20 protein-coding genes are annotated in these 21,932 nt (G+C 52.3%); 9 read left to right on the forward strand and 11 right to left on the reverse strand.

What is annotated here, in order from left to right; all coding sequences use genetic code 11:
• Nucleotides 1-238: 238 nt before the first annotated feature.
• The 3 genes from F5984_RS18190 to F5984_RS18200 all read left to right on the forward strand — a co-directional run bounded on the left by F5984_RS18190 (nt 239) and on the right by F5984_RS18200 (nt 3,005).
• Nucleotides 239-1,801 carry an Rne/Rng family ribonuclease gene (locus tag F5984_RS18190; protein ID WP_185155554.1) on the forward strand — a complete coding sequence of 521 codons (1,563 nt, stop codon included), beginning with the start codon at nt 239-241 and terminating at the stop codon, nt 1,799-1,801.
• 209 nt (nt 1,802-2,010) lie between these two features.
• The gene (locus F5984_RS18195; protein WP_152125646.1) at nt 2,011-2,367 is read left to right on the forward strand and encodes a hypothetical protein; all 357 of its coding nucleotides are present in this window, start codon (nt 2,011-2,013) and stop codon (nt 2,365-2,367) included.
• Between the two features lie 110 nt (nt 2,368-2,477).
• The gene (locus F5984_RS18200; protein ID WP_152125647.1) at nt 2,478-3,005 is read left to right on the forward strand and encodes a ferritin; all 528 of its coding nucleotides are present in this window, start codon (nt 2,478-2,480) and stop codon (nt 3,003-3,005) included.
• Between the two features lie 135 nt (nt 3,006-3,140).
• Here the strand turns inward: F5984_RS18200 and F5984_RS18205 are convergent, their stop codons facing one another.
• Together F5984_RS18205 and dnaG are read right to left on the reverse strand one after the other, a co-directional pair.
• The gene (locus F5984_RS18205) at nt 3,141-3,632 is read right to left on the reverse strand and encodes a hypothetical protein (RefSeq protein ID WP_152125648.1); all 492 of its coding nucleotides are present in this window, start codon (nt 3,630-3,632) and stop codon (nt 3,141-3,143) included.
• Between the two features lie 172 nt (nt 3,633-3,804).
• Nucleotides 3,805-5,892: a DNA primase gene (gene dnaG / locus F5984_RS18210; RefSeq protein ID WP_152125649.1), complete on the reverse strand. Its 2,088-nt coding sequence runs from the start codon at nt 5,890-5,892 to the stop codon at nt 3,805-3,807.
• A 174-nt stretch (nt 5,893-6,066) separates the two neighbouring features.
• Here dnaG and F5984_RS18215 point away from each other — a divergent pair, with 174 nt between their 5' ends.
• Nucleotides 6,067-7,482, forward strand: coding sequence for a vanadium-dependent haloperoxidase (locus tag F5984_RS18215; RefSeq protein ID WP_246169128.1), 1,416 nt, complete (start codon nt 6,067-6,069; stop codon nt 7,480-7,482).
• Nucleotides 7,483-7,560: 78 nt separating this feature from the next.
• Here F5984_RS18215 and radC read toward each other — a convergent pair whose 3' ends face one another.
• The 3 genes from radC to F5984_RS18230 all read right to left on the reverse strand — a co-directional run bounded on the left by radC (nt 7,561) and on the right by F5984_RS18230 (nt 9,351).
• Nucleotides 7,561-8,256 carry a RadC family protein gene (gene radC / locus F5984_RS18220; protein WP_152125650.1) on the reverse strand — a complete coding sequence of 232 codons (696 nt, stop codon included), beginning with the start codon at nt 8,254-8,256 and terminating at the stop codon, nt 7,561-7,563.
• Nucleotides 8,257-8,355: 99 nt separating this feature from the next.
• Complete coding sequence (gene rpsT / locus F5984_RS18225; protein ID WP_019989902.1) at nt 8,356-8,622, reverse strand: 30S ribosomal protein S20; 267 nt, start codon at nt 8,620-8,622, stop codon at nt 8,356-8,358.
• Nucleotides 8,623-8,952: 330 nt separating this feature from the next.
• A complete protein-coding gene (locus F5984_RS18230) occupies nt 8,953-9,351 on the reverse strand; it encodes a Dabb family protein (protein WP_152125651.1) in 399 nt (132 codons plus the stop codon).
• 175 nt (nt 9,352-9,526) lie between these two features.
• On the opposite strand from F5984_RS18230, the gene F5984_RS18235 reads away from it, so the two are divergent.
• On the forward strand, nt 9,527-10,447 hold the full coding sequence (locus tag F5984_RS18235; RefSeq protein WP_246169130.1) for a zinc dependent phospholipase C family protein: 921 nt from the start codon (nt 9,527-9,529) through the stop codon (nt 10,445-10,447).
• A 43-nt stretch (nt 10,448-10,490) separates the two neighbouring features.
• Here the strand turns inward: F5984_RS18235 and F5984_RS18240 are convergent, their stop codons facing one another.
• Nucleotides 10,491-11,564 (reverse strand): M23 family metallopeptidase, encoded by a 1,074-nt coding sequence (locus tag F5984_RS18240; protein WP_152125652.1) that lies wholly within the window; start codon nt 11,562-11,564, stop codon nt 10,491-10,493.
• Nucleotides 11,565-11,598: 34 nt separating this feature from the next.
• On the opposite strand from F5984_RS18240, the gene F5984_RS26935 reads away from it, so the two are divergent.
• The gene (locus tag F5984_RS26935) at nt 11,599-11,727 is read left to right on the forward strand and encodes a hypothetical protein (RefSeq protein WP_262884513.1); all 129 of its coding nucleotides are present in this window, start codon (nt 11,599-11,601) and stop codon (nt 11,725-11,727) included.
• Nucleotides 11,728-11,801: 74 nt separating this feature from the next.
• Here F5984_RS26935 and trxB read toward each other — a convergent pair whose 3' ends face one another.
• The 3 genes from trxB to F5984_RS18255 all read right to left on the reverse strand — a co-directional run bounded on the left by trxB (nt 11,802) and on the right by F5984_RS18255 (nt 15,554).
• On the reverse strand, nt 11,802-12,770 hold the full coding sequence (trxB, locus tag F5984_RS18245) for a thioredoxin-disulfide reductase (RefSeq protein ID WP_152125653.1): 969 nt from the start codon (nt 12,768-12,770) through the stop codon (nt 11,802-11,804).
• A 238-nt stretch (nt 12,771-13,008) separates the two neighbouring features.
• Nucleotides 13,009-14,973: an OmpA family protein gene (locus F5984_RS18250; RefSeq protein ID WP_246169131.1), complete on the reverse strand. Its 1,965-nt coding sequence runs from the start codon at nt 14,971-14,973 to the stop codon at nt 13,009-13,011.
• On the reverse strand, nt 14,970-15,554 hold the full coding sequence (locus tag F5984_RS18255; RefSeq protein WP_152125693.1) for a 7-carboxy-7-deazaguanine synthase QueE: 585 nt from the start codon (nt 15,552-15,554) through the stop codon (nt 14,970-14,972). Before F5984_RS18255 ends, F5984_RS18250 begins: the two co-directional genes overlap by 4 nt.
• 225 nt (nt 15,555-15,779) lie before the next feature.
• Between F5984_RS18255 and F5984_RS18260 the strand changes: the two genes are divergently transcribed.
• Nucleotides 15,780-16,571 carry a hypothetical protein gene (locus F5984_RS18260; RefSeq protein WP_152125655.1) on the forward strand — a complete coding sequence of 264 codons (792 nt, stop codon included), beginning with the start codon at nt 15,780-15,782 and terminating at the stop codon, nt 16,569-16,571.
• 74 nt (nt 16,572-16,645) lie between these two features.
• Here the strand turns inward: F5984_RS18260 and F5984_RS18265 are convergent, their stop codons facing one another.
• Nucleotides 16,646-18,304 carry an amidohydrolase gene (locus F5984_RS18265; protein ID WP_152125656.1) on the reverse strand — a complete coding sequence of 553 codons (1,659 nt, stop codon included), beginning with the start codon at nt 18,302-18,304 and terminating at the stop codon, nt 16,646-16,648.
• 188 nt (nt 18,305-18,492) lie between these two features.
• Here F5984_RS18265 and F5984_RS18270 point away from each other — a divergent pair, with 188 nt between their 5' ends.
• Together F5984_RS18270 and F5984_RS18275 are read left to right on the forward strand one after the other, a co-directional pair.
• Nucleotides 18,493-19,911 carry a TolC family protein gene (locus F5984_RS18270; protein ID WP_152125657.1) on the forward strand — a complete coding sequence of 473 codons (1,419 nt, stop codon included), beginning with the start codon at nt 18,493-18,495 and terminating at the stop codon, nt 19,909-19,911.
• A gap of 135 nt (nt 19,912-20,046) precedes the next feature.
• The gene (locus F5984_RS18275; protein WP_152125658.1) at nt 20,047-20,739 is read left to right on the forward strand and encodes a YetF domain-containing protein; all 693 of its coding nucleotides are present in this window, start codon (nt 20,047-20,049) and stop codon (nt 20,737-20,739) included.
• On the opposite strand, the gene F5984_RS18280 is transcribed toward F5984_RS18275, so the two are convergent.
• Nucleotides 20,729-21,859 carry a DNA topoisomerase IB gene (locus F5984_RS18280; RefSeq protein WP_152125659.1) on the reverse strand — a complete coding sequence of 377 codons (1,131 nt, stop codon included), beginning with the start codon at nt 21,857-21,859 and terminating at the stop codon, nt 20,729-20,731. The two genes, F5984_RS18275 and F5984_RS18280, sit on opposite strands and share 11 nt — an antisense overlap.
• Between the last annotated feature and the right edge of the window lie 73 nt (nt 21,860-21,932).

Genomic DNA, 21,932 nt, shown 5'->3' on the forward strand with positions numbered 1-21,932 from the left:
TTAAACACGTTTTTACTATGCCTTGCGGTAAAAAAAGAAAACGCCATAAGATCGCTACCCACAAGCGGAAGAAGCGTCTCCGGAAGAATCGGCACAAGAAAAAGTAATTTACAGTGAACAGTGAGCAACGAGCAACTAACAGTAAACAGATTCATCTGCTTACCGTTGGTTGCTCGCTGTTCACTGTTAGTTGTTCACTGTTTACTTCCATCGCCATCTCTAACCGTGTCTTCATCTGGTGAGTAATGAATTAGTTATCAGTTCGACTCAGAAAGGTGATCGGATTGCCCTCTTGCAGGACAAGAGGTTGCTCGAATATCACATCGAAGAGTCCGACAGCAGCTTTACGGTTGGCGATTTATACTTAGGCACAATAAAGAAGCTATCATCGGGTCTGAATGCCGCGTTTGTGGATGTAGGACACGAAAAGGATGGGTTTCTGCATTATCAGGATTTAGGGCCGAACATTAATTCGTTCCTCAAATTTACTAAGGATGCTATCGCCAAACGGGTTGATACCGGCCGGCTCAATGGTTTCAAAATGGAGCCGGAGATCGATAAAATCGGCAAAATCGATAAGGTATTAACAAAGGGTGCGCCGATCTTGGTGCAAGTTGTAAAAGAGCCTATTTCAACAAAAGGTCCGCGGTTATCGTGCGATATTTCGATTGCCGGCCGGTACTTGGTACTGGTGCCTTTTGCCAACGGAGTTAATATTTCCAAAAAAATCACCGACCGGGCCGAACGTTCGCGGTTGCTCCGGTTGATGTCGTCGCTGAAGCCCCAAAACTTCGGCGTGATTGTCCGGACGGTAGCGGCCGGGCGTGAGGTGGAAGAATTGGATCGAGATCTGCAAACCTCCCTCGAAAAGTGGGATACTGCCATCAAGACCCTCCGCGATGCCAAACCCCGTGATCGGGTGTTGGGCGAAATGAACCGGGCTTCGTCTATTCTTCGCGATATGCTGAACGAATCGTTCGACAGCATTACGGTCGATACCCGCGAAGCATTCGACGACATTAAGCACTTTATTCACACGATTGCTCCCGAAAAAGAACGCATTGTCAAGCTTCATGCGGGAAAAAACAAAGTCTTCGAGGCCCTTGGGTTAGAAAAGCAGTTAAAGTCGCTGTTTGGGCGGTCGGTAAGTTTGCCGGGTGGGGGATACCTTATCATTGAGCATACCGAAGCGCTGCACGTGATTGACGTCAATAGCGGTAATAAGTCTAACTCCGAAGAGGATCAGGAAGCAACGGCCGTGAGCGTAAACCGTGAGGCCGCTAAAGAAATTGCCCGCCAACTGCGGTTGCGCGATATGGGCGGAATTATTGTGGTGGACTTCATTGACATGAAGCGCGCCGAAAATAAGAAGCTGGTGTATGACCTGATGCGCGACGAAATGCGCACTGACCGGTCGAAATACACCATTTTGCCCTTGACCAAGTTTGGTCTGATGCAGATTACCCGGCAGCGTGTCCGGCCCGAAATGAATGTGACCACCCGCGAGGTGTGCCCCACCTGCAACGGTACCGGTACCATTCAGGCGAGCGTATTGGTGACCGACGTGATCGAGAATAACCTTGATTATATCCTAACCAAGCAAAACGAGCGCGGTATTAGTATTGTGCTGCACCCGTTCCTGCATGCGTACTTCAGCAAAGGGATTCTCTCGCGGCAGTGGCAGTGGTACATGAAGTACAAAACCTGGGTGAAACTGGTTAAAGACAGCTCGTTCGGGATTATGGATTTCCGGTTCCTGACTAAGTCAGGCGAAGAGATTGAAATTACAGCCGGGAGTTAACAGGCTCACTGGCTAACCAAAAAAGGCAACCCATCCGGGTTGCCTTTTTTGGTTTTTAGATGGCCAATCGTAGCGACCTGACAAATGATATACTGCTCAACCACTGACATTGAAGCTCGTGAATAGACACCCTTAAATTTATTTAGAAAGATTTTAAATTGGTGCCAACTACGATTATCTTTGCACCAACAAAGCGCATCGGTAATCTTATGCACGCTCAGAGCTATCAAACGGAGCTTTACAAAAACGAACGGGGAGTAACTTGGCAGTGCGATCTCACAAACACGATTGTCATTGATTTTGAACCGTTTCGTATCCGGCTACGCCTACCTGACTTTAATACGTTTCGGCGTAAAGTAAACGGCATTGATATCCGGGCCATGCTGTTTGATTTGTCGGACGCGGCCGATTATCAAGTTCTCGAAGCACCCAAAGCGCAATCGGCATACCGCCTGACATTATGCGAGCTGATTCAGCTACGCGACCTGCTCAATGGAACTCGCTTTGCCCTTGAACTTAGTTCACTCCTGCACGAGACCCTCGGAGAAATAGTAATAACTGACTGATACAGAACTTGTATTAGACTGTTTCTAAATTTAGCGCAGACCCGAAAGCTGAAAAACTTTCGAGGCCTGCGCTTCGTTTTTCCAGCAGTAACAGCTATAACCTATCAGTCATGAAGAATCTACTTCGTTTACATACATCGCTCAAAGAAGAAATTGAAATCGCCCTTAATGCACAGGTGAAAATGGAGGCTGAAGCTTCGCATAAATACCAGGCTATGGCTTCGTGGCTGGAGCAGAACGGTTACGAACACTCAGCTAATTATTTATACCGGCAGGCAGATGAGGAGCGCGCGCATAGCCTGAAAATTTTCCGTTACATCAACGAGATGGGCGGCAGCGCTATTACCCCGGCCGTGGGTGAAGTGACGCTCGACTTTACCAGTTTCCGGTCGGTGTTTGAAGCGGCTCTCCAAAGCGAAATAGCCGTGACACACGCCATCAACCGGATTGTGGGTAAATGCCGGCAGGTAGATGATTATGCGACCGAAAGCTTCATGATGTGGTTTGTGAACGAGCAGCGTGAAGAAGAGCGTAACGCTCGTCGGGCGCTTGAGCTTTGTGATTTGATTGAAGAAACCGGAACCGGTAAATATACCTTAGATAAGGAGATTGCTAAGATTAGCGCGGAAGAGGAGTAATAAAGTACCTTGTCTGGGCAACAAAAAGCGAGTGTGAAAGTCACACTCGCTTTTTGTTTTATGTATCCTGTAGCTTTACCCTAACCTGGGAGGTCAGGTAAAACAAACAGATTCAATGAAAAGAAAGCTGGTGTCCTACTCTAGTCGTTTGGCGGTGATCCGTCGCCATTTGTAGGGCAGCTGATTCTGAAGATCAACTTTGTCGTTTTGAATAATCAGTATCTCCTCCGAAAGCGTCCTGATGGTGTAGTTGCCGAATAATTGTCGGCTTACGTCGGAGTACCGTGGGGATCCGTCTGGAGTAGCTTTAAGGTCTATTTCTAGTCCTGTGTCCACGGTACCATCATCCGCGGTGATCCGATACCTGAACTCTTCTTGGTTGTAGTACAACGGACAGGTGTTTACTCGCCGGTTGTTGCCACTGCCGCATTTTTCGAACGACAACGTCAGGTTGGTAGGTATGATTATTGAATCGGCTTTAGCTATCTGATTCCCATACTCAATACTTTCGATACGCCATAAGCCATCAATCTGGCGAACGGCCTGTAAACGGTCTGAGCAAGCTGTGGAGAGTATACTCAATAAAAGTACTACAAAAGCTTTAGGTGTAACACGGCTTGGTTTCATGAAGAGTTGCGGTTGAGTACTTATCGTTTCAACTTTGTAATAGGTCGATACTAACCTCTCTTATGTAACTGATGTCTGAAAATATTCTCTTGCCGATGAGAAACAGCATACCCTACTTTAAATAGTTGGTTGCCTAAAACAGTATTGCCAGAAGTTGCAAAGGGTTTTGGCATTACCCGCTGATCACCGTCCCCAGCAACTTGGCAATTTCCACGTCGACCCGTTTGTAGTGCATGTATTCGGCCATCAGGCGGTCGCTTTCGTCGGGGTCGGTTGTTTCGACGATACCCCGCCGAATTTCGAGCATCTTTTGTTCGGCCAGCATTTTCTTAATCCGCAAAATGTTGCCGTAAGCGGCATCGGCCAGAATAGACACATCTTCTTCAGATGGGACAATAATCTCGTGTTTGAGCCAGCCATCGCTGATTTCGTGGCGGGGTGTAGTCAGATTGATGGCCTCCCGGTGGGTTTCAATCTGTTCGGGTTTCCGCAAAAAATCGTCGGCGGTCAGAATATCACCGTGCAGGTAAGCCTCCCGAAACAGGGTAAGCATGAGATTGTAGGGAGACGTCTGAAAATCAATACCATCCAGCTCCGACAGCACGTACTGGCACAGCGTAATGCCCGGTTCCAGTTCGCGCGTGCCGTAATTAACCAGGAGCCGGATGCACTCTTCCTCCTGAAACGACAGGCCCGAGCGCTCCGGTTTGGGGGCTGTGCGGGCCTCGGGCGTGGGTGCAGGAGGGGCAATGCCCGCCGGGATGTCGTCCAGAAAAAAGTCGTCGGGTGGGCCGTCGATGCCAGCCTCCGAGAGCAGGGCGTTGATGTCGGCGAGCGATGCATCGGGAGCTGAACCCCGGTTGACCGGGCCGTTTTGGGGGCGGTTCTGATCGCGGTCGCGCTGCCGTTGCTGATCGCGGCTTTGTTGCTCCTGCTGTTTGCGCATCAGGCGGTTTCCTTCGCTGATGAGGGTTTGCTCATCAACCCGCAATTGAGCGGCCGTTGTGCGGAAGAAAACCTGCCGTTGCAGGGCGTCGGGAATCCGAATAATGCTGCTGACCACCTCGCCGATGACCTCGGCCCGCTTAAACGGATTGTCGCCCGCGTCGCGTAGCAACACATCGGTTTTGAACCGGATAAAGTCGCTCGTATGGCTTTTGATATAGGCTTTGAACGCTTCGGCCCCCACACGCCGGACGTAGCTGTCGGGGTCTTCACCATCCGGGAACGTAACAATGCTCACATTGAGGCCCTCTTCGAGTACCATATCGAGCCCGCGCAGGGCGGCCTTGATACCGGCCGCGTCGCCATCGTACAGGATGGTTACGTTTTGGGTGAATCGCCCGATGAGCCGAATCTGCTCGATCGTGAGCGACGTGCCCGACGAAGCCACTACGTTTTTGATGCCAGCCTGGTGCAGGGAAATTACATCCGTATAGCCCTCCGTTAGGTAACAAACGTCTTCCTGCCGAATCGTTTGTTTAGCCTGATATATACCGTACAGAACGGCACTTTTATGGTAGACCTCGGTTTCAGGTGAGTTAAGGTACTTGGGCTGGTTCTTGTCATTGACCAGAATCCGGGCCCCAAACGCGATAACCCGCCCCGAGACGTTGTGGATCGGGAACATGACCCGCCCCCGAAACCGGTCGAAAACCCGGTCGCGTTTAGACCCACCGTCATCGGTTTTGTTCAGAATCAGACCCGCCTTTTCGAGCAGGTCGCGACTATAACCACGTCGTTCAGCTTCCTGCAACAGTCCGTCCCAGCTGTTGAGGCTGTAGCCGAGTTCAAAAGCCTGAATAGTGGGTGTGGTAAACCCCCGTTCGCGGAAGTAGCTCAGGCCGATACTTTGGCCTTCATCGTGATTAGTGAGCAGCTCGGCAAAGTACGTCTTGGCAAAGTTTAGTACGATGAACAGGCTCTCGCGTTCGTTTTGCTTGAGCAGGTCTTCGGGCGTGGGGGCCTGTTCCTCAATTTCAATGCCATATTTTTTGGCTAGAAAACGTAGTGCTTCCCCGTAACCGATGTTCTCGATGTCCATCACAAACCGCACGGGATCACCGGCTTTGCCACAACCAAAGCACTTGTAGATCTGCCGGGCCGGATTGACGTTGAACGACGGCGTTTTTTCGTTGTGAAACGGGCAACAGGCAATATAATTACTACCCCGTTTTTTGAGCGAGACAAAATCGCCGACAACTTCTACAATGTCGGCGGCTTGTTTGATTCGTTCGATGGTATCGTCGGGGATGCGCATGGTGATAAAAGCAGAGTCAATCGGTAGTCAAAGATACGACAAGAATCAGCTTTGGAGATGACACCTATTAGGCCCTCCGCCATCATAGGTACAGGTTCTCTTAACTGGCATCACTTTTGCTTTAAATTGGGTGAGGCTAAATTTGTGTAACCAAACTCGGTTGCATGTGTGCGCATGGAAAAAAATCTACAAACCATAGTATCGGCGCCAAAGGCTGGGGTCGTCGCTAAATTCCGGAACAGATCGTCTTTTCTTTTCCTGTTCGTTGCCGTCCTGTTTCTGGAATCGTGCCGACAGCAAACGGAAGAAAACAACGTAACCCCACAGCCTAACGGTAATACAGCCGATCAGATCGACAATACCGTGGCTCTGAGCTGGTCGGATATGACCCTCCGGCTCGTCAGGAATAGCCCTGGTTTTTCGCCCCCTGTGGCCGCCCGGGCCATTGGCTATGCCGGGGTAACTATGTATGAATCCGTAGTTGCCGGTATCCCGACGAAGCGGTCGTTGGTAGGGCAGTTGCAAGGCCTTACTACCTTGCCTGCAGCAGAAGCGAATAAGGCATATAACTGGGCTCTGTCGGCCAATGCTGCGCAGGCTGTTGTTTTGAAAGGCCTGTTTGCCAATACAAACGACGCTTACAAAGCCAAAATTGACTCGGTCGAAACGGCGTTGCTCAATCAGTACAAATCGGGTGACGTGGCTGTGAATGAACGTTCGATAGCGTACGGGAAAAGTATTGGGCAGGCCATTTTTGAGTGGTCGAAAACAGACGGCGGACACGAAGGGTACACGCGCAATTTCCCGGCCGACTACAAAGTACTGACAGGAGCTGGTTTTTGGGAGCCCACCGACGCCCGTAAAGTTCCCCTACAACCGTATTGGGGGCAGGTTCGTACCATGTTGGCCCGCAATGCAGCGTTGCCAGTACCGTCTATCATTCCGTATTCAACCCAGATTACTTCATCGTTTTTTGCCCAGAATCTGGAAGTGTACACCAAAGGGAAGTCATTAACGCAGGAGGAAAAAGAGATTGCTGTTTGGTGGGCCGATGATCCGAGCGATACATTCACGCCCCCAGGGCACTCGTATAACCTGGCCCGGATTGCTATCCGAACAGCCAAGGTAGATTTAGCGAAATCAGCCGAAGCGCTGGCGCGGGTAGGAATTGCGGTTAATGATGCGTTTATCTGTTGCTGGAAGTGCAAGTTTACCTACAACAATATTCGTCCGCAGAGCTACGTACGGTACTTTATTGATCCAAACTGGATGCCGTTGCTGTCTACTCCGCCTTTCCCCGGCTTTATGTCAGGACATGCCACTCAGTCGGGCGCTGCGGCCATTGTACTGTCTGAAGTGTTTGGCAGCAATTTCTCCTTTACCGATGATTCGCATGTGAACCGTGTCCGGGACACCAAGCGGAACGCCGATTTTAAAGCCCGTTCTTTTAAGTCGTTCTGGGAAACGGCCGAAGAGTCGTCGTACTCTCGCTTCCTGGGTGGTATTCATACCCGTCAGGACAATGACACTGGCTTGCGCGAAGGCCGTAAGGTGGGGCAGAACATTAATGCCTTAGCCTGGAATAAATAAGCCTTAAAGGGTAAAGCAGAAAGGGAGAAGGGAAACGGATAAAACCGTCTGCCTTCTCCCTTTCTGCGTTTTGCTCTGTTACAACAACCCTTCGTCGGCGAAGCTGAGGTACGCCCGATCGGTAAAGATCAGATGGTCGAGGACCGGAATATCCAGGAGTTTACCACCTTCCCGTAGTTTGCGGGTGAGGTCTTTATCGGCCTGCGAGGGGGTTAGGTTTCCTGAAGGGTGGTTGTGCACCAAAATGATCGAACTGGCCAAGTTTTCGACGGCCTGTTTGAAAATCAGCTTTGGATCAGCAACCGTACCCGAAACGCCCCCGGCGCTGATCTGAACAGGACGCAGTACCTCATTGGCCCGGTTGAGTAATAAAATCCAGAATTCTTCGTGTGGTTTGTCGAGCAGATGCGGCCTGATTTCCTCGTAGGCATCCCGTGAGCAGGTGATACGAGTGCGTTGGGGCCGGTCTTGTTCGCGCCGACGCCGACCCAGTTCAAGGGCGGCTACAATGCTAATGCCCTTGGCCTCGCCAATCCCCCTGAACTTCGACAAGTCTTTTACGCTCAGCTTCGCCAGCTCGTTGAGGTTGTTACCTACGCTTTGTAAGATGATTTTGGAAACATCAACGGCCGTGAGGTCGGTAGTTCCCGACCCGATCAGAATGGCGATCAACTCGGCGTCGGAGAGAGCAGCCCGGCCTTTGAGCATCAGTTTCTCACGGGGGCGGTCTTCCTCGGCCCAGCTGAGAATTTTGCGGGGATTATCGTAGTTCATGACGGTAGGGCAAAAAAAAACCTCACACGGGTACGTGTAAGGTTTTCATAAATCGTTGGTAGGTAATGGCTGATCGGGATCAGCAAATCACAACAACAATTAGGCAGCTGCCTGAGCTAGCTTGTTTACAAAACGAGCCAGTTTCGACTTGTTGTTTGAGGCTTTATTCTTGTGAATAACATTGCGCTTCGCCAGTTTGTCGAGCGCAGATGCTACTTTCTTGTACAGTTCAACAGCCATTGCGTGATCGTGTGTCTCACGGAGAGACTTGACCAAATTCCGGGTTGTTTTGTGCTGGTAACGGTTCAGTAAACGCTTCTTGGCACTCGACCGGATGGCTTTCTTCGCAGATTTGTGATTTGCCATTTTGTATGTAAACGAATTTCTTGTTTCGCAAAAGAGTTGCAAAAGTACGGCTTCTTTCTCAGAACATCAACACTTTGTACTGAAATTTAAGAAGTTGCCCTGTATGCACTCAGAACCAACCTGGTCGGACAAAATGTACCATTGGGTGGTGCTGGTACGCCAGCCCGGTGGTGCGCCACCCCGGTCGGGCTATTAAGCCGAATTTAGCCTTGCGGCTCAGCGAAGTACCACTTCGCTGTACAAAATGCCCTGTATGCCCTTAATGACCAACATTTAAAACGGTGTCGGCCCGGTTCAGCGCGATCTACCTAATGGTGGCCATCGATTGGGTTACTGCTGAATATCGGCGTTGATGACCAGGATATTTTCCCAGGCGGCTTCGTTCTCAGCTTTAAACGTTTTGAAGGGAGCGCTCTGTTGAAAATTTTTCATGTCCTCTTCGCTCTGAAACGTCAGATAGTGGACTACGTCATACGAATTTGACCGGCCTGCGGGCTCAATGGTCCGTCCTGCACTGTAATTTACGATGGCTTTGGTTTCACGCTTCAACGCAGCAAATGCATGCATATGGCGCTCAACAGCTTCTTTCTCAGTGCTGTTTTTGAACTTCACGCAAAAAATTTGCTGTTTTAATGCTTTTCTTGCAGGAGAGTAAGCTCCGTAGATGAAAAGCCCGAAGGCACAGAATACAGCGACAATTAGCAGGTAACCTTTTGATTTGCGATTCATTGTTATGTTCTTTTGCGTTTCAGCAAAATATTGTTCTGTTAAAATAGCTCCTTGCTTTAAAAGTTTAATATTTTCTTTGCAAAGTACTATATTCGTTCAAAGGTATCTATTTTTGCTCTGGTTGTATGCGTTCAGCCCACTTTTTTTTGTGGCAGAAACACAAGCCGGTGCTGCAATGAATAAGCCAAATTGGGGTTTCCACTCGCATCGGCAGATCAATCGGTTAGCGGTTTTCACGCTGCCCGCCGAGATGATGCCTTTTTTCAAACGTCATATTGATTACCTGACCGATAATGCAGTGAATCCGGACCGTCGGCGGGTGGCCGTAGTGGGCGAGGCTCCCCGGCATTTTATTGACCTCGACGATTACCCCGATACCACAAGCGCAACCCTACCTCGCTACTACAAGGATGCAGTTAACCGATACGGAGAGGATACACTGGCTGCTCATGGCATAGTGCCCTGGCACATTCAGTTGGCCAAATACCAATTGACCGAGGCTTTCCGAACGCGTAATGTTCGTCAGATCCTCCGATTGGCCGCCGATTTAGGGCATTATATTGCTGATGCTAACGTGCCTTTACATACTACCCGGAACTACAATGGGCAGCTGACCAATCAGCAGGGGATTCATGGTTTTTGGGAATCGCGTTTACCGGAGTTGTTCAGCCATCAGTTCGATTTTGTTGTAGGGCCTGCCGACTACGTTGAGTCGCCCCAGAAAGCAGCCTGGCGGGCCGTTTTCCGGGCTCACGCTGCTCTTGATTCTGTATTGCGTACCGAGCAGGAGCTCACGGCCGAAGTAGGTGATACCCGTAAGTTTGGATTTGAGGACCGCAATGGAGTAACGACGAAGGTTTATTCCGAAGTGTTTTCGGCGCAGTACCACGAGCGCCTGAAAGGGCAGGTAGAGCGACAGATGCGCGCGTCGGTGAAAATGGTCGGTGATTTCTGGTACACCTGTTGGGTAGACGCGGGGCAGCCTGACCTACGCCAACTGGCCCGGCAGGAGCTAACCGAAGTGGATAAAAATGAAGAAGCCGCCGAGCAAAAAAGTTGGCTCAGGCGGCTCTTTATGGTTCGTTCAGAAGATTAGTGAGCAGCGGCAGTGGGCAGTACGTTAGACTGCCTACTGGAATTTAATTCACCCGTAGCTTTTGACCAGGCCGAATCTTGGTACGCTGCGACATGTGATTTTTCCGGGCCAGTGTAGACGCCGACATTCCGTACCGACCGGCAATTGACGAGAGTGTTTCGCCGGAGCGTACCCGGTGGAGTACTGTCCGCTTAAACTTGGGCTTAAAACTCAAATCAGAGCCCGAACTGGCGTTGCGACCTCCGCGTAGGTAGTCCCACACCTTGCTCGTGAGCAGAAAATGGTCCGAGGTAACCACGTTTTCAGGAAAAGCGTAAATATTGAGCGGGCTGAAGGGGTTACCCTCGTAGCGGGTTTCGTAATGGAGGTGAGCACCATAACTCCGGCCTGTGTTGCCACCAAGCCCGATTTGATCTCCCGCTTTCACCAACTGGCCCGATTCAACCAGTTGCTTCGACATGTGGCCGTAGAGTGTTTCGAGGCCGTTGTAGTGCCGAATCAGCACATACCGCCCGTACCCGTTTCCATCCCAGCCAACTATCCGCACAATACCATCGAAAGCTGCGTAAACAGGGTCACCGGTTTCGCAGTCGAGATCGGCACCGGTATGCCAACGCCCCCAGCGATAGCCGAAGTTTGAGGTGAGTTTACCCTGTTGGAGCGGGGCCGACCAGAACCGGTTGGCCGGTGGGTCGTAGAGCTTAATATCGATTACCTCGTCGAAATCAAGCGGGTTAATATTGTAAGGGTCAATATGACGGGAGTCCCAAACGGCGTAGTAATCCGCAATTTTCACCCACTCGTCGCCCACCTGAACAGAGTCAATCACTTCAACTACGCTCGTTTCGCCCTGATCGATCATGCTGGTATCTTCAGCCACAACCGGGTTCACTTCTTTTTTTGGCTCAAATTGGTTGTTGAAACGCAGGCTGGTTGTTTCCTGCTCAAATACATCGGCTTGCTTTTTCTCTTCAGTCGCCGGGAAATTGGGATTGTAGGTGGTTTTGGGCTTGATGCGTGAGTTTTTGAACAAACCCCGCTCCTGCGCCTGTGCATTCAGGGAGCTTAGGGTGAGGCATCCAAAGGCAATCAGCCAGGTAATCCGGTTTTTTATCATCGGTTCATTCCAGTAGGCAGTTGGTCTGTAAGCCGTGTACCAGAACGAAAAAATGAACCAGGATGGGCAGTTGGCTTCGGTAGGGGAGGCCAGCTGCTCATCGGGCGTTGTTCATGAAGTGTCGTTCGGCAGGCGGGCGATCAAGATCAACCACCAGAGTTAAGTTAAGTACTGTGATATACCCGATTTCAGGCCGGATAAGCGAACCTATCCGGCCTGAAATGTAAAATCCGTAAACTAAGCGACCATGTGCTCCTGCATTTCGAGCGTTACCAGATAACGCTCGGCGTCGAGAGCTGCCATACAACCGGTGCCAGCCGCCGTAATGGCTTGCCGGTACACGTTGTCCTGGGCATCCCCGCAGGCAAATACGCCGGGAATGTTGGTCCGTGTGCTGCCTTTCTCGGTCAGAATGTAGCCATTGCTGTCCATGTCGAGGTAGTCTTTGAAAATATCAGTATTGGGTTTGTGACCGATAGCCACAAAAAAGCCCGTCACGTCGAGGGTGCGCTGCTCGCCCGTTACGGTATCCTGAATCAGAATGCCGTTTACTTCCTCATCGCCGAGTACTTCGAGGGTCTCGGTATTCCAGAGCACTTCGATATTGTCTTTTGACAGAACCCGCTGCTGCATAAACCGTGAGGCCCGCATCTGATCGCGCCGAACCAGCATATACACTTTCCGGCAGATGTTAGAGAGGTAGCTGGCTTCTTCGGCAGCGGTGTCGCCCGCGCCTACAATGGCTACGTCCTGATTACGGAAGAAAAACCCGTCGCAGACAGCACAGGCCGAGACACCCCGACCGTTCAGGCGCATTTCGGAGGGGAGGCCGAGCCATTTGGCTGAGGCTCCGGTTGAAATAATGATACTGTCGGCTGTGATTTCGTGTTTCTCGTCGACAATAGCCCGGTGCGGACGTCCGGGGCCCGGATTGGCCTCAAACTCAACGGAGGTTACCACACCGTAGCGTACGTCAGAGCCAAACCGGCGAGCCTGCGCTTCAAGGTCCTGCATCATCTGCGGGCCATTAACGCCCTGCGGATAACCCGGAAAATTGTCGACTTCAGTGGTGATGGTCAATTGGCCACCGGGTTGGGCACCCTGGTACAAAACAGGTTGCATGTTGGCCCGTGCGGCATAAATAGCTGCTGTATATCCGGCGGGTCCGGAGCCAATAATAAGGCACTTTACGTGTTCGGGAGTCATCGTCACTCAGAAAAGAATGTTGTCAGAATCAATCAGAACAGCCGCTTTTAGTACAAGGCAATAGATGTCACAAGCTACCGTTCGTAACGACAACATTGGCAAAGTTCAAAAAAATTCCTCGTGAAACCAAGCAGATTAGTAGACCAAACCAATGTCTTAACCTTATTTTAGCCTCATTATGGGCAAGTTACCCTCCATTGCAGAGAGTCGCTGATCGTAGGTGTATACCGAAAATATGCTACAGGATACGCCACTCGATACGCCGGTTCTGACGCCGATTTTCGTCGCTGGTATTGGGCACCAAAGGGCGGGTTTTACCAAATCCAGCCGATTTGATCCGGGTGGGTTCGATACCGGCTTCGGTCAGGTAGGTGACCACGGTCTGAGCCCGTTTTTTCGACAACGTTAGGTTGGCCGCAGCATCGCCCTGATCATCGGTATGCCCCGACACTTCGATAGTTACCGAGGGGTTCAACTTCAGAAAATCGGCTAACCGATTTAATTCAGTCCGTGACTTATCGGCGAGGTCGTACCGCCCCGATTCGAAAAACAGGTTGTTGAGCGTCTCTTTGCTCGTAGGGCCAATCGGTTCGAGGGCTACCGGAAGGGCTACACCACTGCTCGTTTCTTTGGTTTTCTGGCTAAAATCGAACGAAAGACTTTTGAACAGGTAGCCGGGGCTACTCACGTACAGGGCGTACTCGCCTTCGGTGGGGAGCACAATGGCGTACTGCCCGGTTTGTGCATCGGACTTAACTCGCGAGATGGTCTGTTTGGTGGCCAGGTCGATTAGTTCAACGGTGGCCGCAACGGGTTTCTGGCTTTTGCCGTTGGCTATTATCCCTTTGAGGTAACTAACCGGCTTTACCCGCTCGCGTAGCGACTCAGGCATATCGAATACGTAAATCCGTGACCGTTGCGAAATGCCCTCTTTCTGTTCCTCGAATGAATAATAAGCCCGTGCACCGTTGGCCGACACAAACAGCGATGCCTGATCCTCAGCCGTATTGATCGGATACCCCAGATTGGTGGGTTGGTTCCAGCGTACCGGGGCCGTTGTGACCAGACTGTCGCTCACAAAAAGGTCGTAGCCCCCCATGCCGATGTGCCCCTCCGACGCAAAAAACAGGGTTTGGCCGTTGGCATGAATAAACGGTGATGCCTCGTTGAAGGTGGTATTGATGGGCGTCCCCATATTGACGGGGGCCAGCCAGTTGCCTTGTTCATCGGCATCGGTACGCCAGATATCGCGTTTGCCCTGACCACCGGGCCGGTCCGACACAAAATATAACCGCCGACCATCGGCCGACAGGGCGGGTTGCGATTCGTAATAGCGGCTGTTTACCGTGGGGCCGAGGTTCTGGGGTTCAGACCATTCATTGCCGGTGCGTCGGGTAATGTACAGGTCGCAGCTACCCATTCCTTTACGGCCCTGGCAGGCGGCAAACACCAGGGTGCGTCCATCGGCCGAAAGGCTGGGCGTACCTTCGTTATCGACCGTGTTTATATTGGGTGATAGCGAAACGGGAGGCTGCCAGGTTTCACCGTTGAAGGTGGTGGTAAACAGGTCTTCGTCGCCCTCAGGCTTCAAAACCGTAAACACCAGGGTTTGCTCGTCGGCAGTAAGTACAGGAAAATATTGCGAGGGGGTAGTTTGCAATGCCGACGAGAGTGGGCGGGGCGTTACGGCCTGTGGGCGTTGGGTAGCTTCCTGCCCGAAGCGGGCGGTGGCCAGCAGCCGCTCTACGCGCAATGCCTGTGCCGACTGCGGGGCAAACAAGGTTACGTATTTTTCTAAATAGGGGATCGCTTCGGTGTAGCGGCCGAGCCGGAGCAGCAGATTACTTAACGATTGGTAGGCCGGTGCCGTTGTGGGGGCATCGGGCTGAAGCCGCACCGCTTCGCGGTAGGCCAGCAGGGCGGGCTCTACCCGTTTGGTAAACTCGTACAGCTGCCCGAGTTTCAGGTGAGCATCGGCAAAGGTAGGCTCCCGTTTTATGGCTTCCTGCATAAACGCGATGGCTTCAGTGGCTTTACGTTCGCCAAAGAGCTTCATCGATTGCTCGTAGAGCTGTTTGGTGCGGGAATCCTGAGAGAAAGAGTAGGCAGTAGGCAGCAGGCAGTAGGCAAAAAAGAGGAGCCAGAATTTATACTGTCTGGTTTTTTCTGCCCACTGCTTACTGACTACGGCCCACTGCTTCATGGAATATCCATGTACTTGTGGGTTTGCAACGATACCTGCCATTGCGGATTACTTTTTACGTACTCAACGATGAGCGGCAGCATTTCTTTTGTTCGACTCCATTCGGTTTGCAGAAACAGCCGACAATCGGGGCGCAGATAGGGCACAAATGACTCTGCAAAGGCAAAATCCGACCGGTTATAAATAATTACTTTTAATTCGTGGGCCTGCTCGTAAATGGCAGGGTTGGGCTTTTTAAACTTCTTTGGTGAGAAGCAAATCCAGTCCCAGCTACCGGTTACGGCCTCGCATACGCCCGATGTTTCGATGTTTGTTTTGAACCCGGCTGCCTGCAAGGCCTGCGTAAGGTGGGTAAGGTCATGCATGAGGGGTTCGCCCCCCGTCACAACGGCCATGCGGCCGGGATGAGCAGCCGCTTCGGTCACAATCTGATCAATAGACAGGTGCGGGTGAGCGTTTACATCCCACGACTCCTTCACATCGCACCAGTGGCAACCCACGTCGCAGCCCCCCAGCCGGATGAAGTAAGCCGCCCGGCCGCTGTGTGCCCCTTCGCCCTGTAGGGTGTAAAAGGCTTCCATTACGGGTAGGGTGGCAGTGGGTATAACGGGTTGATTTAGTGTCGTATTCATTGGACAAAGATACGGATTATAGGCAAGCTGGTAGAAGTAGGGTAGAGCCGTCAACGCACTTCGGTCGGTTTTTCAGACCATCTATCCAATTCCGATTGACTATCTGGGTCGCCCTCTTTAGCTTTGGTTAGTACAACCAATACCAACGAAACAATAGCCACAACAAATACGGTCATGAAACGAAAAGCCTGGGTACTATATACGGCTCTGGGGGTAGGCAGTGCGCTGAGTCTGAGTGGGTGTGCGTCGGGCAAATATCTGCAACTTACGCCCGTTACGGGCGATGTAGCGCATGTTGAGGGGCGTATGGTAACGAAAGCCGAAGCGGATAGCCTGGTGGTAGTAGCTTCGTTTGAGCGCGAAGACATGGAATACCTGGCGATGGATATTGAAATCAAAAACCGATCGAGCCGACCGATGCGTATTGACCCGACTCGCTTTCGGTACGTGGCCCTTACCGCAAACGAAGATACCCTCCGCGAGTCGCACAACCCGGCATTGGCAGTGGCTCGTACAGCCGCCGACCCAACTGCCGAGAGTGAGCGGGTGAAGACCAAAGTAGCCCGCGAAGAACGACGCCTGAAAACGGCCCGTATCATCAATACGGTGTTGCTGGTGGCCGCTGTAGCCAGTGATGTTTCGTCGTCTACGCGCCGACAGTCGGTCGAGAGTCGATTCCGTAACCGCGTGGCCCACAACAACGCCTACCAACTGATTCAAGCCAAACGGGTTATTGACCACGGGGTATTTGCCGACCGGATGCAGCAGTACGGTTTTGAAGCTTACCGCTGGAACGAACTGGCCCTGCAACGAACGTACATTGAGCCGGGCGAATCGGTGCGGGGGTTCGTTTATCTGCCCAAAGCCAATGCCGCGCAGTTTATTCGGCTGAATTACCCGGTGTCGGAGCAGGGCGAGGTTTCGCTCGTGTTCAGTCAGGAAATGGTGGCTCGAAAAAGAAAGTAGCAGAAGCCTAAATGGGCAGCGGGCGCGTTGGGAATTAGCTCCCGACGCGCCCGCTGCCCATTTAGGGGTAATTTTTAGAATACGCGCTCACCACCCACCCAGGTCTGTAGCACTTTGGTTTGGCGCAATTCGGGCGCGGGGGCTTTCATAATGTCTTTGTTGAGGACCACAAAGTCGGCCTGTTTGCCGGGGGCGATGCTGCCGCGCATATGGTCTTCAAAGTTAGCGTAGGCCGCCCAGCGGGTCATAGCGAGCAGAGCCGATTGCCGGTCAACAGCGTTTTCGGGCTGGTAGCCCCCTGCCGGGAAATTTTTGGCATCTTGCCGGGCAGTGGCCGAGTGGAAGCCAAACAAGGGGTTAACAGCCTCGACCGGGAAGTCGCTGCCAAACGCAATCACATTGTTCTGCTTCATCAGGTCTTTAAACGCGTAGGCACCTTTTACCCGCACAGACCCGAGCCGTTCGGCGGCCCAATACATATCGGAGGTGGCATGGGTGGGTTGCACCGATGGAATCACCGAGTACCGATTGAATTTCCAGACATCGTCGGGCGAAACCACCTGCGCGTGCTCGATGCGCCAGCGACGGTCGTTCTTGGTTTTCAGGAGCTTACCGTACAGGTCCAGAATAAGATGATTGGCCGAGTCGCCAATGCAGTGGGTATTGGCCTGAAATCCGCTCCCGGCGAGTTGGGTCAGAATCCGCTCCAGCTCAGTGGGGCTGAGGAGCAGAAAACCGGTTGTTTCGGGGCGGTCGCTGTAGGGCTTGCGCAGGCAGGCACCCCGTGAGCCGAGGGCTCCGTCGGCATAGAGCTTAAACGACCGAACGGTGAGCCGGTCGGTTTGGTACGGTCCTTTTTTGAGGTAATAGTCAATGTTGGGCAGGCCGAGCGAGATCATGGCGTAATCGCGGATCTTCAGTTTGCCTTCTTTCTGCAATCGCTCAATCAGCTCAATATCGTTGCGGTTCAGGCCCGCATCTGATACCGACGTAAGCCCGTATGAGAAACACATTTTCTGGGCCGCCAGCAACATTCGTTCTTTATCCTGATCGTCGGGTTGCGGAATGACCCGCCGAACCATCTGCATGGCGTTGTCAACCAACACCCCCGTGGGTTGCCCTTGGGCATCGAGCACCACTTCGCCCCCGGCGAGTTTGCTGCCGCCCGTGATCTGGGCTAGCCGAAGGGCCTTGCTGTTGACGAGCAGGGCGTGCCCATCAACCCGGGTCAGAGCTACCGGAATGTTCGGAAAGGCGGCATCGAGCAGGGCTTTAGTTGGGAACCCCCGCACGGGTGAGTCGGTGGCGGGCCAGTCGTTCTGATCCCAGCCCCGGCCGATGATCCACATGGCCTGCGGGTTTTTCTGGCCAAATGCTTTCAGGCGTTGCACGACTTCGGTGTATGACTCGGCTCCGACGAGGTCGGCCTGATCGAGCATTTGACCCAGGCCCATAAAGTGCGAATGCGGGTCGAAGAAGCCGGGGTACACCGGTTGGCCGCCCAGGTCGGCGGTGCTGTCGGCGTCATATTGTTTGGTTAGTTCGTCGGCAGACCCAACGGCCAGAAATTTGCCGTCTTTGACAACAAAGGCGTTGGCGGTCGAAAACGCCGAGTCGGCGGTGTATACGGTGGCATTCGTGACCAGTAAATCGGCTGATTGCCGTTGCTGACAGCCGACCAGCAGAAGGCCGGCAAATGCCGATGCGAGAGATACGGAAGAGCGTACGCGCATGATGTTGATTAAGTAGGTCGCAATTATACGGCACTTTTCGAGAACGGAGCGACTTATAGTCGTTAGGTTTGTGAATCTTGCTTTCGTCGGTGTATTAGGGCAGTTTGTCGATTGGTATCTATACGCAGTAGAGGAGTAAACCTGTCTAAACACTAATTTTGGCTTTTATACGCGCATTCCCCCTTTTTATGAGATACTGCTCTTTTCTGGTTTGTTTTTTTCTCTCGTTCCAGGTACTTGCCCAGCAGCCCACCCGCCCCACAACTACTACGCAACCACAAACCGACACGCCCACTTCGCCTGTGCAACGTGCCTTACAGCGCACGGTAACACTGGACAATTTACCGCAGAAAGGCAGTTTACTTTCTTTATCGGAGGTGGTCTCAACGGCCGTTGCCAATAATTACCAAATTCGGGTGAATCGCTCCCAGGAGCTGATTGCGCAGAACAACAACACGAAAGGGTTTGCTGGTTTTTACCCGACGGTCAATTTTACGTTTCAGAATAACCTCCTGGTGCAAAACCTCCGGCAGGATTTTTTCAACTTCAACGTACCTCCGCAGCGGCTTTATGGTGTTGTAAACCGAAATGCAACCGTTGGACCAGCGGCTACGTACACGCTTTTTAACGGGTTCGGTCGCGAGGCTACCCTCGCCCGGTTGGGGCAGCTGGTACGGGTGGCTGAAGTAAATACCCGCGCCAATATTGAACTGACTATTGCCGATGCCACCACTGCGTACTATGATGTGGTGCGGCAGCTCCAGCGGCTGATTGCGTTTCAGCAGGCGTTGGACATCTCCCGCGAACGACTCGAACTGGCGCGGGCAACCTATGAGGTAGGGACACGTTCGAAGGTTGATTTTCTGAGCGCTCAGGTCGACTATAACGCCGACAGTGCGGCCCTGATGACGCAGCAACTGAACCTGCGCAATGCAAAAGTGGTGCTGAACACGTTGTTGGTACGTGAATTAGATACGGAGTTTGCCGTGCGCGATACAATCCTGGTCCGCTCTGATCTGTCGTTGCCCGACCTGCGCGAGTCGCTCAAACTGCAAAACCCACAGTTGGCAGCTGCCGTGCTGAACCAGCGTTTGGCGGCTATCGATGTGCGTTTGGCTCGTTCTCAGCAGTACCCGCAGGTCGATTTGCTGGGCGGGTATAGTTTTTTACCCACCGATAACCAGGCTGGATTCGGAACGCGCCGGGGCCGTAACGAAACGTATTCGTTGGGTGTTCGGATGGTGCTGCCGTTGTACAACGGTGGGAATCTGAAACGTCAGCTTGCCAATGCCCGTATCAACGAGCGAATCACCGCCGATCAGACCGCCAATCAGCAATTACAACTGATGTCGGCCCTGGAGCAGTCGTACCAACAATACCGCAATAGTTTGGCTCAGCTTGCTCTGGAAGTTCAGAACTATCAGATTGCCCTTCAGAACGTAGATATTGCCTACGACCGCTACCGGATTGGTAACTCTACGTTTGTGGAGTTCAGAGATGTGCAGCGGAATGCCCTGACGGCTCAGACGCGCCTGATCGACGCTTCTTTCAATGCCAAATCGGCCGAAATTGAACTGCTCCGCCTGAGCAGCAACATAACCAAGTAATCGTTTCTGCGTTTATAAAATCGTAACCAGACTGAGGGAGCGGATGGGGCTGTGAAGCCGCTATTTCTGATTCCTGTAGTCCGGTTACGATTTTTCGTTTAGCCCCGGCACCGGAGCTAACCTATCGCAGATACCATGAAAGAGCCTGTACAACCCTTCGACTGGCACCGGATTCTTATCCATGATTTTCCGTGGATGTACCTGGGCGAAGTGGCTCTCCGTACCGCCATTATGTTTACGGTGGTGTTGCTGGCGCTGACCATATCGGGTAAGCGGTCGGTGAAACAATTGTCGGTGTATGAGCTGGTGTTGCTGATTGGGTTGGGCTCAGCTGCGGGCGATCCTATGTTTTACGATGATGTCCCGCTGAGTACGCCTATCGTTGTGTTTGTGGTCATGATGGGCTGCTACAAAATCATCACCCGCCTGAGCGATAAGAACCGGCGGCTTCGCGAAAGTCTTGAAGGCAAGCCCGTGTACGTGATCCAGAACGGATGTATCGAAACCCGCAACTTCGACGAAGAAGACCTCGGGCAAGACGAACTCTTCTCTGAACTGCGGCAGGGTGGTATTGAGCATTTGGGGCAGGTTCGGCTGGCTATTCTGGAGCCGAATGGCCAATTAAGCGTTTTTCGGTCGACGGACGATGTGGGTAAACCGGGGTTGCCTATTTTGCCCCATCTGCTACGGCTCGAAACAGATACGCTGGTGGTGCCTGGTCAATATGCCTGCACAACCTGTGGGCACGTACAGCCGTTTGAAGGGACTGAAACCCAACCTGCCTGCCGTCAGTGTGGCCACCACCATTGGGTAAAAGCTATGGGCTGACGGTGTTGGGCCGGGCGCGCGTAGTGGGGGCCGCCGAACGCGTATTGGTTTGTTTGACAACCGTTTTGGCCTGATCGGTCAGGAACTTCAACAGTAATTTTTCGACGCCATCCAGCCCGTACGGACTCGTTTGCCGAAACCGGTTGCGGTGTTCAATGTACGGGTTGAGGTCCTGACACTCGTAGGCTTCCAGAATCTGCGGATGTACGTAATGTTTCCGGCAAACGGTGCGGGTGTTGCCCAGCCGGTGCGATACCTCATCGAGTACAGTGTTTACATTCTTCTTGGCTTCCTTTTCCGTTGTGCAGGGCTCCAGCTCAACCAGTAACCGAAGCGCATTGACGGTGCCGGCCCAGGTGCGGAAGTCTTTTGCCGAAAAGCTATCGCCCATGACGTCCTGCAAGTACTCGTTGACCATACCCGAATCAATACTGCGTCGTTCACCGGTTTCGTCGAAGTACTGAAAAAGCTCTTTACCGGGAATATCACGGCAGGCTTTCACCAATCGCGACAGTCGTCGGTCGTGCAGCGTAATGTCGTGGTAAATGCCTTTTTTGCCTTTAAAGCTGAAACGAAGTTGGGCACCCTGCATTTTCACGTGCCGGTCTTTCAGCGTGGTAAGGCCATACGAACCGTATTCTTTCTCGTACGCTGCGTTGCCGATTCGAATCAGGGTATGCTCCATGACGCTCAGAGCGATGGCAATCACTTTGTCGCGCGGAAGCCCCGTTTTTTTGAGGTCCTGCTCAATTTGCTGACGTAACAGCGGCAGTTTCTGGCCAAACGAGATCATGCGAAAAAACTTGGTTTCGCTCCGAATGGCGTTCCAATTGGCGTGGTAGCGGTATTGTTTACGGTTTTTAGTATCAATGCCCGTTGCCTGTAGGTGACCATTAGGCTTGGCGCAAATCCATACCTTCTCCCAGGCCGGGGGAAGGGCCATGTTGCTGATTCGGGTCAGTGTGGCGTCATCATCAATGGGTTGGCCATCCGGTGCCAGGTACGTGAATCGGTCACCTTGCCGTTGCCGCGAAATGCCCGGCATGGTATCAGAAGTGTACTGAAGTTTGGCGGCTTTAGCGGCTTTGACCGGGTCTTCGGCCAGTTCCAATAAATTCATTCGCGTGTAGTTGTTGAGTATAACAACTAAACCCACGCAGGGGCGTGACGGTTTATTTGGCTAATATGATTTC

It is taken from the genome of Rudanella paleaurantiibacter (genome assembly GCF_009184635.1).
GTDB lineage: Bacteria > Bacteroidota > Bacteroidia > Cytophagales > Spirosomataceae > Rudanella > Rudanella paleaurantiibacter.